Origin of the sequence: Mycolicibacterium nivoides, assembly GCF_003855255.1 — a bacterium.
Classification (GTDB): Bacteria; Actinomycetota; Actinomycetes; order Mycobacteriales; family Mycobacteriaceae; genus Mycobacterium; species Mycobacterium nivoides.
Window position 1 is genome coordinate 3402792 of record NZ_CP034072.1, and the last position, 13312, is coordinate 3416103.

General features: G+C 66.1%; 16 protein-coding genes, 1 tRNA gene and 1 pseudogene. 10 read left to right on the forward strand and 8 right to left on the reverse strand.

The annotated features are described in order from the left end of the window. Positions 1-50: 50 nt before the first annotated feature. Complete coding sequence (locus EH231_RS16300; protein ID WP_124712780.1) at positions 51-668, forward strand: TetR/AcrR family transcriptional regulator; 618 nt, start codon at positions 51-53, stop codon at positions 666-668. A 55-nt stretch (positions 669-723) separates the two neighbouring features. On the opposite strand, the gene EH231_RS16305 is transcribed toward EH231_RS16300, so the two are convergent. Continuing rightward, a tRNA-Arg gene (locus EH231_RS16305) sits at positions 724-796 on the reverse strand. Positions 797-972: 176 nt separating this feature from the next. On the opposite strand from EH231_RS16305, the gene EH231_RS16310 reads away from it, so the two are divergent. Both EH231_RS16310 and EH231_RS16315 read left to right on the forward strand, forming a co-directional pair. After that, positions 973-1914, forward strand: a complete 942-nt coding sequence (locus EH231_RS16310; protein WP_124712781.1) for an oxidoreductase — start codon at positions 973-975, stop codon at positions 1912-1914. A gap of 10 nt (positions 1915-1924) precedes the next feature. Next, positions 1925-2425: a hypothetical protein gene (locus EH231_RS16315; RefSeq protein ID WP_241178043.1), complete on the forward strand. Its 501-nt coding sequence runs from the start codon at positions 1925-1927 to the stop codon at positions 2423-2425. A 19-nt stretch (positions 2426-2444) separates the two neighbouring features. Here EH231_RS16315 and EH231_RS16320 read toward each other — a convergent pair whose 3' ends face one another. After that, a complete protein-coding gene (locus EH231_RS16320) occupies positions 2445-2882 on the reverse strand; it encodes a rhodanese-like domain-containing protein (RefSeq protein WP_090427102.1) in 438 nt (145 codons plus the stop codon). Positions 2883-2987: 105 nt separating this feature from the next. Between EH231_RS16320 and EH231_RS16325 the strand changes: the two genes are divergently transcribed. Then, the gene (locus EH231_RS16325; protein WP_090427099.1) at positions 2988-3707 is read left to right on the forward strand and encodes a DUF1326 domain-containing protein; all 720 of its coding nucleotides are present in this window, start codon (positions 2988-2990) and stop codon (positions 3705-3707) included. Between the two features lie 37 nt (positions 3708-3744). Here the strand turns inward: EH231_RS16325 and EH231_RS34295 are convergent. Then, positions 3745-3940, reverse strand: a pseudogene (locus EH231_RS34295) (SDR family NAD(P)-dependent oxidoreductase); the annotation flags it as partial. A 312-nt stretch (positions 3941-4252) separates the two neighbouring features. Here EH231_RS34295 and EH231_RS16335 point away from each other — a divergent pair. From EH231_RS16335 to EH231_RS16350, 4 genes are all read left to right on the forward strand, one after another. After that, positions 4253-4480: a hypothetical protein gene (locus tag EH231_RS16335; protein ID WP_090427096.1), complete on the forward strand. Its 228-nt coding sequence runs from the start codon at positions 4253-4255 to the stop codon at positions 4478-4480. 113 nt (positions 4481-4593) lie between these two features. Then, positions 4594-5808 (forward strand): acetyl-CoA acetyltransferase, encoded by a 1215-nt coding sequence (locus EH231_RS16340; protein WP_090427093.1) that lies wholly within the window; start codon positions 4594-4596, stop codon positions 5806-5808. Between the two features lie 2 nt (positions 5809-5810). Then, positions 5811-7262, forward strand: a complete 1452-nt coding sequence (locus EH231_RS16345; RefSeq protein ID WP_124712783.1) for a carotenoid oxygenase family protein — start codon at positions 5811-5813, stop codon at positions 7260-7262. Positions 7263-7293: 31 nt separating this feature from the next. Then, complete coding sequence (locus EH231_RS16350; protein WP_090428769.1) at positions 7294-8163, forward strand: winged helix-turn-helix transcriptional regulator; 870 nt, start codon at positions 7294-7296, stop codon at positions 8161-8163. Here EH231_RS16350 and EH231_RS16355 read toward each other — a convergent pair. After that, positions 8129-9301 (reverse strand): Cmx/CmrA family chloramphenicol efflux MFS transporter, encoded by a 1173-nt coding sequence (locus tag EH231_RS16355; protein WP_124712784.1) that lies wholly within the window; start codon positions 9299-9301, stop codon positions 8129-8131. The two genes, EH231_RS16350 and EH231_RS16355, sit on opposite strands and share 35 nt — an antisense overlap. Before the next feature lie 527 nt (positions 9302-9828). Between EH231_RS16355 and EH231_RS16360 the strand changes: the two genes are divergently transcribed. After that, a complete protein-coding gene (locus EH231_RS16360; protein WP_090427084.1) occupies positions 9829-10275 on the forward strand; it encodes an Hsp20/alpha crystallin family protein in 447 nt (148 codons plus the stop codon). On the opposite strand, the gene EH231_RS16365 is transcribed toward EH231_RS16360, so the two are convergent. Together EH231_RS16365 and EH231_RS16370 are read right to left on the reverse strand one after the other, a co-directional pair. Beyond that, complete coding sequence (locus tag EH231_RS16365) at positions 10272-10877, reverse strand: GNAT family N-acetyltransferase (RefSeq protein ID WP_164480917.1); 606 nt, start codon at positions 10875-10877, stop codon at positions 10272-10274. The two genes, EH231_RS16360 and EH231_RS16365, sit on opposite strands and share 4 nt — an antisense overlap. 16 nt (positions 10878-10893) lie before the next feature. Next, positions 10894-11316, reverse strand: a complete 423-nt coding sequence (locus EH231_RS16370) for a hypothetical protein (protein WP_164480918.1) — start codon at positions 11314-11316, stop codon at positions 10894-10896. A 19-nt stretch (positions 11317-11335) separates the two neighbouring features. On the opposite strand from EH231_RS16370, the gene EH231_RS16375 reads away from it, so the two are divergent. After that, positions 11336-11782, forward strand: coding sequence for a cupin domain-containing protein (locus EH231_RS16375; protein ID WP_124712785.1), 447 nt, complete (start codon positions 11336-11338; stop codon positions 11780-11782). Here the strand turns inward: EH231_RS16375 and EH231_RS16380 are convergent. Together EH231_RS16380 and EH231_RS16385 are read right to left on the reverse strand one after the other, a co-directional pair. After that, positions 11772-12497 (reverse strand): 3-keto-5-aminohexanoate cleavage protein, encoded by a 726-nt coding sequence (locus tag EH231_RS16380; protein WP_124712786.1) that lies wholly within the window; start codon positions 12495-12497, stop codon positions 11772-11774. The genes EH231_RS16375 and EH231_RS16380 overlap by 11 nt on opposite strands. Positions 12498-12537: 40 nt before the next feature. After that, on the reverse strand, positions 12538-13311 hold the full coding sequence (locus EH231_RS16385; protein ID WP_124712787.1) for a VOC family protein: 774 nt from the start codon (positions 13309-13311) through the stop codon (positions 12538-12540). Between the last annotated feature and the right edge of the window lies 1 nt (position 13312).

The window sequence follows — 13312 nt, forward strand, 5'->3', positions numbered from 1 at the left end:
GTCTGCGCGCACCGCATCATCAGTAACCGAAGCAACTGTTACAGTCAAGTGTGCCGCGGCCGTTCGACCACGCCAAACGCGAAGAACTACTGGCCACCGCGGGCGCCATCTTGGCGCGCACCGGGGTGGTGGACACCTCGCTGCGTGAGCTTGCCTCGCAGATGGGAACCAGTGCCCGGATGCTGGTCTACTACTTCGGCAGCAAGGAGCAACTCATCCTTGAGGTCCTGAACCGGCAGCAGCGAGCGGCCATACCTCGGACCGAGGAGTTGGATCTTCCGGAGTCCATTGCGGCGCATCGCAAATGGTGCTTCGAGGACTGGCACGAGTGCACCCGCGGGGAACGCAATCAGAGCCTGCGTGTGGTGCTGCAGGTCTTCGGCGCCGCATGCGGAGTCGACAGCCCCTATCGCGAATACACCTGGGACACCCTGTCCTTGCTGACCCGCAACTCCAGGGCGCGCCTACAGGCGCTCGGGATGCCCACGCACGTCGCCGAAACCCGTTCGCGCATCGCACTGGCAGCCTTCCAGGGCTTCATCATCGAGTACTTCACCGCTCCGGATCCCACCTTCGTCGACGACACCTTCGCCAGGTTCGTCGACGAGTTCCTGCTCGCCCCGTTCCCTCCCCCGGGCCGTGTCAAGGATCAACCGAAGCAGGTGTAAGGCATCAGCCGACACAGAAATGGCGAGCATCACCCGAGGTAAAACACGAACTGAGTGCCCCCGGCAGGATTCGAACCTGCGACACCGGCTTTAGGAGAGCCGTGCTCTATCCCCTGAGCTACGGGGGCGGTGACCTATCGAGATAGGCGTCGAAAACCCACAGGGACGCTTCATGGTAGTTCGCCGAGCGCCAATCAGCGGCATCGGGGCTGCCGCGAGGTGGTCTTTGCGTTGCCAGAGTCCCCTATCTTTGTCGGCAGGCGCCAGTACCGTCAGCGGCAGATCGACATCAGGGGGATGACAGGTGAACCGCACGGTGCAGTACTGGCGGCTTTTGCAGCCGGACGGTGCTCCGCTACCCGGTGAATTTCCGGCCGAGCAGGTGGTTCGGCGGCTCAGCCGAGCCGAGGCCGACGGTCTCAACCGCTACCGCCGGTGCCATGACGGGATGCTGCTGATCGCGCACGGCACCGATGACGACCGGATGCTGATCCTCGACAAGGTGCGGCGGGAAAACCTGCCCAGTATCGGCAGCGCCGCAGGTGCCCGGCGGGCGATCGGGCTGACTCCCGACGAAGGTCTGCTGGAACCGACATATTGCCTGTTCGGTGAGCGCAACATCATTGCCATGCTGACAAGCGGTGACGGCCCCCGGGCCCGGCGGCTGGTCGACTATCTCGAGCACAAGCTCGACATCGAGGTCGGTATCGAGCCGGTGCTCACCCAGAACCTCGACCAGGCGCTCGACGAGATGAGCGTGTCCAGGGTCGACGTCGCGATCCCGGCCAATCGCATCAATCGGGACCTCGTCGGCGGCGACTGGGTCCAGGCACTCGACGGTGCCCGCGCGCTGGCCCAGGATGGGGTCGTCCGCATCGGGATCTCGGTGGGTCGCCGCGGCACCGGAACGCAGAAAGATGCGATCCGCCGGCGGATCCGCGAACTGATCGACAACCTGCGGGGTTCCGGCGCGCTGTCGGAGTTCGAGAGTGCGCGGGTCATCGGTTCCATCAGCGGTACCCAACAGTCGGTCGACCTGCTCGAAGATCGATTCGTCGAGCGGACGGCGGTCGATGCCGACCGGTTGAACGATCCGGTGCGTTCCACCGCGTATGCGCGGGAGCTGTTGCGGCAGTCGCTGACTCGCAACAGCGAGTATCTCTTGTCGGCCGTGGCGGAGGTGCCCGCCGAACCCGTGCCGTACGCCGACACGTTGATCGAAATGCCCGACGATGAACTCGAGTAAGCGTCCGGTCGTGCGGTTCAGCCTTCGGGAAAGGCTGCAGCACAATTGGGTTCGCCATCAATGGGCGGACTGGGCGCTCGCCCTGATCGTCGTCGGCGTGTGGCTGGCAGTGGGCAGGGTCGGTTGGCTCGCCTGGGCCCTGACCGAGGTTCCCCACGACGCCCGCCGCACCGCCTACCAGATCCTGGCGACCGTCGCGGCCACGATGGGCGGGTTCACCCTGACCAGCATCTCCATCCTGGTCAATCTGCTGCGGGCCCCGATGACCACCGTGGACAAGCTCTTACCGACCGACGACAAGCGCCGGGTGGGCACCGCATTCGTCTCGGCGCTGCCGACCCTGTTCACATTGTTCGTTGCGGCGATTGTCGGGCTGACGACCGACGCCAATCTCGATTCCGGCTACTGGTGGCTGCAGGCGACCATCGTCGGGGCGGCCGTCGCCGCCGTCGCGTCGCTCGCGCGGGTCGTGTGGATCCTGCGGCGCCTGCTCACCCTGTCCACGGACTGATTGTTGAACCGCCGGACGCTCAGTTTCCGACGAGCGGGCGACCACTGGCCTGCCAGGCTTTCATTCCGCCCTTGAGTTCGACCACATCGGTGTAGCCCAACGACATCAACGTCTCAGCGGCGGTCGCGCTCATGGGTCCGGTTCGGCAGTAGACCGCGAGCGTGGCATCGCGATCACCGGGCAGCCGGTCGGATTGCTCGGCGACCCGATCGAAGGGAATCGACAGGTCGGTACCGGGAATGTCGCCCTGGTAAGGCACATGAACATTGACCAACACTGTGTCGGATCTTCCGATGGCGGTGGCGAATTCGTCAGCACCGACCAGGCGATGGTGCGCAACGTTCACGGTGCCGGATTCGACAGTGGCCGCTGACGGTGGGCCGGTTGATACGCCACATGAGGCCAGGGACACCGACGCGACGACGGTCAACGCGCCCACACACATCCGCTTGAGCATGGCGACAATCATACCCCCAGGGGGTACTTGCGCATTGAAGTTCACCGGTGTTACGGTCGCCTGGTCACATACCCCCTAGGGGTATCAACAGAAGGAGCGGGATCGATGACAACTTCGTCGACGCAGGTCGATTGGCATTTGCGCGGAGAATGGTTCGACGTGTGCAGCTGCAAGCTGCCTTGCCCGTGCAGCTTCGCCCAGGAGCCGACGCACGGAGATTGCTTGTTCACCCTGGTGTGGCACGTCCGCGAAGGACACTACGGCGACACCGATTTGACGGGCCTCAGCGTCATCGCGCTCGGTGAGTTCGCCGGCAACATGTGGATCGGCGACCCGAACGCGACGATGAAGTTGATGTTCTACATCGACGAAAAGGGCGACGCCGCTCAGCGCGATGCCCTCGAGCGCATCTTCACAGGCAAGGAAGGAGGTTGGCCCGCCGAATTCGGCAGCCTGATCGAGGAACTGCGCGGCATCGAATACGCCCCGATCAGTTTCGAGGCCGCCGATGACCTCGCCTACTGGCGCGCCGAGATCCCCGGCAAGGTGGACCTGCGAGTGGAGGCACTGACCGGTCCGACAGCTGACCCGAACCGCCGGGTGACCACAACCAACGCACCGGGCGCGGAGGTCGGTCCGGGACAGGTCGCGACGTGGGGGGTGGTCAAGGAGGACCACTCCGTGGGATTCGACTGGTCACATGAGCACAGTGGCGGCTCGAGTAAGCACTTCCCGTTCGATTGGCGTCCCGGGTCCGAGGACACGGGATCCGGTGCGGCCAACCAGGAAGAGCAGCTGTCGTCGTCCTGCAGCTGCGGCTGCTGAATCACACACCGAAGCCGGGCGGAGGCTTCGAGCCTCCGCCCGGCCGACACCTCCTCCGCGGTTCGTTCCAGATCGTCGGGTGTGGGCAGTGGATAGTCGACGGATTCGACCGGCCCCGCGATGTCACAGACGACGATGTCGGCGCCTTCCCGCGCCAGCGTCGTGGCGTGCGCGCGCCCCTGGCCGCGGGCTCCACCGGTCACCAGAGCCGTCTTGCCGTCGAGCGCTCCCATGCACATCCCTCCTATATTTCGGTCCTTGGATGCAGACCATCTGCGGTGGCAAAACTCGTCGACGCGTGCGACCGCACCACGCGACCCACGAGTCACGCGCCCAGCCTGGCAACACTCCGAAAGGGTGTCGGTGACCCCTGTTTCCCTTGGCAAATGAATTCAAGGTTCTGACCGGGAAGAGCTTTCTGAGAGCAAATCCGCAGCACCGCGAGGTTCCAGGCGATTCCCAGGAACATCATGAGATGCACTAATGTTATCTATGGACGGGGGTCTTGGGCTCGTATACAGCTAACAACCCGGAGGCGAGAAAAGATGCGTTCGAAACTGATGAAGGCCGCTGCGGTCGGGCTGGGTGCGCTGGCAATTCCGGTCGGCGTGGCAGTCGCAGGAGCAGCCCCGGCATCGGCCGGTCCTGAGATCTGCGCGACCGGACCGTACGGCTACGTGCAGGCCTGTGTCGAAGGTCCCGGCTGGGGCCGTTGGAACGGCTGGGACAACGGCTGGCACGGTCGCGGCCATGGCCACGGTCACGACGACTAAGTCGGTTTAACCACGGGTAACGCCGTGGCGGGAATCCGAGTCCGGATTTCCGCCACGGCGTTACTTGTTTTTGGGCCTCGAGTCACTCTCTTAGTTGTAGTAGCGTCACCGCCATGGAGGACGTCTGGATTCTCGGCGGTTATCAGAGCGATTTCGCGCGCAACCTCACCCGCGAGCAGATCGACTTCGCCGGGCTCACCCTCGAGGTCGTCGACCACACGTTGAACAGCGCCAGAATCGAGGCCACCGACATCGGCGTTGTCCATGTCGCAAACGCCTTCGGTGCGCTGTTCGCCGGGCAGACCCAGCTGGGCGCCATGCCGGCCACCGTGCATCCCGGCCTGTGGGGCACTCCGGCCTCCCGTCATGAGGCCGCCTGCGCGTCGGGCAGCATCGCAATCCTCGCCGCCATCGCCGACCTGCGCTCGGGCGCCTATGACAACGCCCTGGTCATCGGGGTGGAATTGGAGAAGACGGTGTCCGGCGACACCGCCGCCTCCCACCTCGGCGCCGCCGCCTGGACCGGCCATGAAGCTGACGAGGCCAAGTTCGTCTGGCCATCGATGTTCGCCGAGGTGGCCGACGCCTACGACCAACGCTATGGACTGGATGCCGAGCATCTCCGTGCGATCGCGGCGCTGAACTTCCGCAACGCACGTGCCAACCCCAACGCCCAGACCCGCGACTGGACGGTGCCCGATCCGATCGGGGACGACGACGCGACCAATCCGGTGGTGGAAGGCCGGCTGCGCCGCTTCGACTGCAGCCAGATGACCGACGGCGGAGCGGGGCTGGTGCTGGTCAGCGATGCCTATCTGCGCGCGCACCCACACACCCGGCCGATCGCCCGCATCGACGGCTGGGGCCACCGCACCGTCGGCCTCGGGCTGCGGCAGAAGCTCGACCACAGCGCCGCAGATCCGTACCTGCTGCCGCACGTACGCGACGCCGTACTGGACGCCCTCGGCCGCGCCGAAGTGAGGCTCGACGATCTCGACGGGTTCGAGGTCCACGACTGCTTCACCCCCAGCGAGTACCTGGCCATCGACCACATCGGACTGACCGGCCCCGGCGAATCCTGGAAGGCCATCGAGAACGGCGAGATCGAGATCGGCGGCCGGCTGCCGATCAACCCCAGCGGCGGGCTGATCGGGGGCGGGCATCCGGTCGGGGCGTCAGGGGTCCGCATGCTGCTCGACGCCGCCAAACAGGTCAGCGCCACAGCCGGGCCCTATCAGGTCGAGAACGCAAAGACCTTCGGCACCTTGAATTTTGGCGGCAGCACCGCAACCACCGTCAGCTTCGTCGTGTCGGCGAGCAAGGAGTAGACATGCACACCGAGATCGTCACCAAGTTCCTGTCCACCCTGCCCGAGGATGACACCCACCCCTACCGCACCGGGGCGTGGCGGCCGCAGACCACCGAATTCGATGCCGACGATCTGCGCGTCGTCGACGGCGAGATCCCTTCCGACCTCGACGGTGTGTACCTGCGCAACACCGAGAACCCGCTGCATCCGGCGTTTCAGACCTACCACCCTTTCGACGGGGACGGGATGCTGCACATCGTCGGCTTCCGCGACGGAAAAGCGTTCTACCGCAACAGGTTCATCCGCACCGACGGCTTCCTGGCCGAAAACGAGGCGGGTGGCCCGCTGTGGCCCGGTATCGCCGAGCCCGTCGAACTGGCCCGGCGCGACCACGGCTGGGGTGCCCGTACGCTGATGAAGGACGCCTCCAGCACGGACGTCACCGTGCACCGCGGGGTCGCACTCACCAGCTTCTACCAGTGCGGCGACCTGTACCGCATCGACCCGTACACCGGGGACACCCTGGGCAAGCAAGACTGGGGTGGCGCCTTCCCCGCCGAATGGGGCGTGTCGGCACATCCCAAGGCCGACGACGCCACCGGTGAACTGCTGTTCTTCAACTACGGCAAACAGGCTCCGTACATGCACTACGGCGTCGTGGACGCCGACAACCACCTGGTGCACTACGTCGACGTCGAACTGCCCGGGCCCCGGTTGCCCCACGACATGGCGTTCACCGAAAACTACGTGATTCTCAACGACTTTCCGTTGTTCTGGGATGCCGAGTTCCTCAAGAACAACGTGCACCTGCCGAAGCTGCACCGCGACATGCCATCCCGCTTCGCCGTTCTCCCCCGCCGCGGAACGTCCGGCGACGTCAAGTGGTTCGAAGCCGACACCACCTATGTCCTGCATTTCACCAACGCCTACGAGGACGGCGACGAAATCGTGCTCGACGGATTCTTCCAGGGCAACGCGGCACCGGCCCTGGCGCTCGACAAGATGCAGACCAGGCTGCACCGCTGGCGGTTCAACCTCGTCACCGGAGCGACCCGCGAGGAGCAATTGTCGGACAGCATCACCGAATTCGGCATGATCAACCCCGGCTACGCCGGACGCGACTACCGCTACGCCTATGCCGCCACCGGGAAGCCGGGCTGGTTCCTGTTCGACGGGCTCGTCCGCCATGACCTGCACACCGGATCCGAACAACGCTTTGTCTTCGAGGACGGGGTGTACGGCAGCGAGACGGCGATGGCGCCTCGAGTGGGCAGCCGTGGCGAGGACGACGGCTACCTGGTCACTGTCACCACCGACATGAACGACGACGCGTCCTACTGCCTGGTGTTCGAGGCCGCCCGGGTCGCCGACGGGCCGATGTGCAAACTCGCTCTACCGGAACGGGTTTCCAGCGGAACCCATTCCACCTGGGCTCCGGGTGACCAGCTGCGCCGATGGCTCGTGCGTGACTGACGCACCCGGCGGCACCAACGCCGTCGGGCAGATGCTGGGCCTGGTCGGCGACGAGTGGACGCTGCTGGTGATGCAACAGGCCCTGTTGGGAGCCACCCGCTACGGCCAGTTCACCACCCGGCTCCCGATCTCCAACTCGGTACTGACCCGCCGCCTGGCCTCCCTGACCGAAGACGGTCTGCTGCAACGCCACCGCTATCAGGAGCGGCCGCCACGCGACGAGTACCTGACCACCGCACGCGGGCGGGCACTGTGGCCGGTACTGGTGTCGATCTGGGAATGGGAGCGCCACTGGGTGCCCGAACACCGTGAGCCACTGCCCAAGATGCGGCACCTGAGCTGTGGCGCCGACTTCACGCCGGTCCTCACCTGCGCCGGCTGCGGTGCCCCAACGACGGCCGGCGATGTGGCCGCCGTGTGGGGGCCGAGCGGGGGCTGGTCGCGGTCGCTGCCGGAGGTGACGACCCGGCGCCGATCCGCCGACGACCGGCGCGACTCCCCCTCGGGCCTGTTCCCCCAGACCATGAGCGTGCTCGGCAACCGCTGGGCCTTCGCGATCATGGTCGCCGCCTTCACCGGTATCTCCAGGTTCTCGGACTTCCAACGGGTGCTGGCGGCGCCGCCGGCATCGCTCGCCGACCGCTTGCAGACGTTCCGGGCCAACGGCATTCTCACCACCGCCGACGAGGACCCCCGATACCGGTTGACGCCGAAGGGTGCTGCGTTCCTGCCCGTGCTGGTGACAGCGCTGGCCTGGGCGCAGCGGTCGTTCCCAGGCGTCGAAGGCCCCGCGGTGATCCTCACTCACAACGGATGTGGACACGGCTTCTCCCCGGTGCTGAGGTGCGATCAATGCGGCGAGCGGCTCACCGGAGCAGCGGTGTCCGCCGTCGAATCGTGATGGCCAGCCCCGTAAGTAGGGCGACCCCGGTGAGCCCGACAGCGACCCACACCGGCCCGAGGTGTCCCGCCGGGCCGGCGAATGAGGCGGCGGCCAGGGCCGGGCCGCAGGTGGCTCCGATGTTCAGCGCCGCCGTGGCATACGAGCCGCCCATCGTCGGAGCCCCTACCGCCGCGTAGAGCACCCGCGCGATGAGGGTGCTCCCTACCGCGAAGGCCGAGATTCCTTGTACCAGGACCAGAATCAGCAGCACCACCGGATGAGCCGCCAGGGTGGCCAACACAATCCAGCCGACGAGCAACAGCGGACCACCCACCCCGATGACGAGGCGGGGACGGCGATCGGAGTACCGGCCGGCCACCGTCACACCGATGAACGACCCGAACCCGAAGAGCACCAGCGCCACCGGCACCCACAGCCCCGGCAAGCCGGCGATGTCGGTGACGATGGGCGCCAAGAATGTGAAAGTGGCGAACGTGCCCGCGTTGACCAGGGCGGCGAGGAGTAGGGCCGATGCCAGTCTCGGCGATGTGAGTTGAGTGAGCTCATCGCGTAGCGGCGGGGCATCGACCGCGGGGACCGAATTCCCTTCGGCGCGACCGGGAATCCCGCGCAGGATACCGAGTGCGGCGGGAAGACACAGCAGTGCGATGGCCCAGAACGCTGACCGCCATCCCAACAGTGCACCCAGCACCGCGCCGCCGGGCACACCCGCGATGGTCGCGACTGTCGTCCCGCCGAGCAATACCGACAGCGCGCGCCCCTTCTGGTCTGCCGCCACCAGCGCCGCGGCCGTGCTGAGCGCCACCGCCAAGAATCCGGCGTTGGCAAGCGCGGCGATGACACGGGTGCCGAAGAGGACCGGGAAGTTCGGTGTCAGCGCGCCGACAATGTGGCAGAGCGCAAAGACCACCAGACAGCCGAGCAGGCTGCTGCGGGCCGGCCACCGGCGCGCGAGCACGGCCATGGCCGGCGCACCGATGACCATTCCGACCGCAAAGGCGGAGGTCAGGAGGCCGGCCGCGCCGATGGTGACGCCGAGACCGGCGGCGATATCCGGGACGAGCCCGGCAAGCATGAATTCTGAGGTGCCCATGGCGAACACCGCCAGGGCAAGCAGATAGAGAGCGAGAGGCATCGAGTACTCCGAGGCGAGAGAACGAACGGGAGACGTCTCGTCACCACGGCCAGCACCCCGAGAAAGGAAGCTGAAGTGTCAGTGATTCAGGGGGCTGACGGCGTGACCGAAAGCCCCCAACTTGTGCGCTTCAGGACTCGACATGCCGCCACCCTACTAAAGGCCCGCACCCTGAACGCAACCGAATTCACCCGGCACAGGTTATCGCGACCTCCCGGGACGAGATTGCTGATGGCTGCGTCAGACTCCCCCTGCCGATCGGCAGAGACGTCGGCGTCATGCCCCCTGGTAGGGCGCGCGGCATTCCCGCTCGAGTCTGCAGCGCTACGGAAGCGTCATGCCGCCTCAACCGCCGCCCTAATAAAAACCTCCCACCGAATCCCACGTCTTTGACATGCACCAATCACCGAAAGATGGTCAGAAAATATCTAGCACTCATCATGGTCGAGTGCTAATATCGGCGGTGCACAGTGATTGGCTGCCTGCCAAGGTGGCGGGCTCTGAGACGTTACGGGAGGTGAATTACTGTGCTTCGTTTTGATCCGTTCAGCGACCTTGATGTTTTGACCAGGAGTTTGCTGTCAGGTGATTCCGGGTCAACTCGCACACCGCGATTCATGCCGATGGACCTCTGCAAGATCGGTGACCACTACGTTCTGACGGCCGACCTTCCGGGCATCGATCCGGGCTCGGTGGACGTCAACGTCGACAACGGCACCCTGACCATCTCGGCGCATCGAACCGCACGCACGGAGGAGTCCGTCCAATGGCTGGCGAATGAGCGGTTCTTCGGCAGCTACCGACGCCAGTTGTCGCTCGGCGACGGGATCGATACGTCGGCCATCTCCGCCACGTATGAGAACGGTGTCCTCACCGTCACCATCCCAGTGGCCGAGCGCGCCCGGCCTCGTAAGATCGAGGTCGCGCACGGCGCCGACCGCAAGTCGATCGAAACCACTGTCGACGCGGATTAGCCGGTCTCGCCACGGCGGTCCAGCCTGAACTTCAGGCTGGACCGCGCCGCGGGCCACTCGATGTCCAGGATCGAGTACACGACAGTGTCACGACGGGAGCCGTCGGGCCCCAACTGGTGGCTGCGCAGCACTCCGTCGAGCTTGGCACCGAGCCGCTCGATGGCTCCACGGCTGGCGAAATTGAAGAAGTGCGTGCGGAATTCCACTGCCACACAATTCAACTCGTCGAAGGCATGACCGAGCATCAAGAGCTTGGTCTCGGCGTTGATGCCGGTGCGCCGTGCCGCGGCGGTGTACCAGGTGTGCCCGATCTCCAGCCTCCGGTTCGGACCGTCGACATGCAGATAGCTCGAAGACCCCACCAGCTTGCCGTCGAGGTCCCGCACCACGAAGGTCACGCCGTCATCGGCGGCGCGCAGCTCGAACATGCGCTGCACCCACTCGGCGGCACCGCCGGGCTGTGGCGTCATCGTGTACCAGAGCGACCCCAGCTCACCGTCCGCGGCAGCGGCGTCGATCTCCGGGATGTGCCCGGTCATCAACGGCTCCAACGTCACCCAGCGTTGCCCGGTCAACTCCACGGGTCTCACGAATTCGCCCATCAGCTCTGCCTCTCGCTCATTGGCGGCCGCCGAACGTCGCCAACAACGACCACACCGAACACAACCCGGCCAACACCGCCATGGCGCCCCCGACGTACAGGCCGTAGCCCGCCGCCACCGGCCCCTTCACGTTGAGCGTGTAGTACCACGCCGTCACCGCTACCAACGCCAGCGAAATCACCAGTCCCGCAGCCGAAGCCCACCGCTGCGACAGGCCACGCCCGGCCATCGCCCCGGCCACGATCAGGCCGGCCCCCAGCAAAACGATCAGCTGCCCGGCGCCGAAACCATGAGGCAGCACGATGCTGCCCACCGCCCCCCCGATCGCATTTGCCCGGCCGCCGCCGTTGGCACTGGTGGTCAGCCACGGCAACCAGGCCACGACCACCAGAACCGCAGCACACAGTGCCACCAGCCAACCTGGACGAAGACGAACCATAGCGACGAGACTATCGGGTGTGACCGAACTACCTGACTGGGCCAGAGAGCTCGATCTCGCTCCGCACCCCGAGGGCGGCTGGTACCGCGAGACCTGGCGTAGCGAACTGACGATCAGCCAGGCCTCGCTGCCGACGGGCTATTCGGGGCCCCGTGACGCCGGCACCGCGATCCTGTTCCTGCTGATGCCCGGCCAGCAGTCGGCGTGGCACACCGTGCGCAGTGCCGAGCTGTGGTTTCACCACCGGGGCAGCCCCCTGGTCCTGGAGATCGGCGAGGAAAAAGACACCGCGACAAGCCTTCTGCTGGGCCCTGACATTGCCGCCGGGCAGCACCCGCAACTGCTCGTGCCACCCGGCCACTGGCAGCGCGCCATGCCCCGCGGCGACGAGCCCGCGCTGGTCAGTTGTGTGGTGGTGCCGGGATTCGATTTCGCCGACTTCGCGCTCGGCGCGACTAAGGACTGAGCAGGTCCACCGCTGCGGCTATCAGCGCTTCGTTGTCCGGTGCGGTGCGGCCGTCCGGCAGCAGCAGGGTGTCCTCCAGCCCGATCCGGGCCTGCGCACCGCGGACCCCTGCGTGTTGCAGTAACGGCCAACAGCTTTCGTCCATTCCGTGCAACAACGCGGGCACCGACGGCGCTGCCGCGCCCACCACGGTGAGCAGGGCATCGGCGGTGTCGGTATCGCCGTCGGGCGGCAACTCGATCATCACCCGCATGCAGTGCTCGGCAAGTTCGGAGGAAGCCCACGCCGCGGCCGCATCGGCGTGGAACAACCCGGCCTCGACTCCGATGCCTCTGTCCAACAGCAGCCGGGCCAGATCCTCGGCACCAGGCTCGTGCCAGTTCACCGATGCGAAATCGGGAAGCTCCGACCACTCCTCGACCGCCCGCAGCCGACCGCGTGGATCGGGAAGCGCCCAATAGCCCGTCGTCACCCCGAGCGGCAGGCCCGGCACTTTGTGCCGCACCGCCGCAACCGCTGCGTCCACGGCGTCGGCCGCCAGCGAGTCCGTGCCGTTCGCGGTCTTGGGATGCAGATGTACGGCCTGCGCTCCTGCCCGGTGTGCGGCGACGGCCGCATCGGCGAGTTGCTCGGGGGTTACCGGCAGGGCCGGGTGTTGATCCGGGGTACGCGCGCCGTTCACACACGCCTTGAGATACGTCGGGTTGCCGGGCATGCCTTCATGCTTACCCGCGCGCACCCCGGTTCACACGCGATCAGTCCTGCAGCGACGACAGATTGAACCCGGCACCGGTCGGATCGGCCACCGCGGCGAGCCGCCCGTACGGTGTGTCCTCGGCCGCGCGTACCACCGAGCCGCCGTTGGCGACGATCAGCTCGATCGTCTTGTCCACATCGTCGGCACCGAAGAAGACGGCCCAGTCACCCGGCACACCCTCGGGCAGATACACCGAACCGTCCATCACACCCACGAGTGCCTCACCGTCGAAGTTCGCAGTGCTGTAACGGAATTCATCGGTATCCGACACCAACTCGGTGCTCCAGCCGTATACCGTGCGGTAGAAGTCCAGCCCCCCGGCGTAGTCCCTGGTGGTCAGCTGGTGATACACCGGCGCACCAGCCTCGTTGAACACGGCGAAACCCTCGTGCCCGGCCGGCTGCCAAATGCCGTAGAACACGCCCGCCGGATCAGTCATCATCGCCATCCGGCCCTTCTCCGGGATGTCCATCACACCGCCACAATTGCCACCGCCCGCAGCGATGGCCGCCGCCACGGTGGCGTCCGCATACGCGGTGTGCAGGTAGGTGGTCCAGGCATCCGGTGCGTTCCACTGCGGGTCATTGCTCATCAGACCCGCCACCACGTTGCCGTCGACGGATGCGGTGACGTAGCCGCCGTACTCGGGGCCGCCGGTCTCGTACGTCCAGCCGAACACCGCACCGTAGAACTGCTGGGCACGCTCAAGGTCGGACGTGGTCAGGTCGATCCAGTTGGGGGCGCCCAGCGGCGCGCTCTGACGGGTAACCACG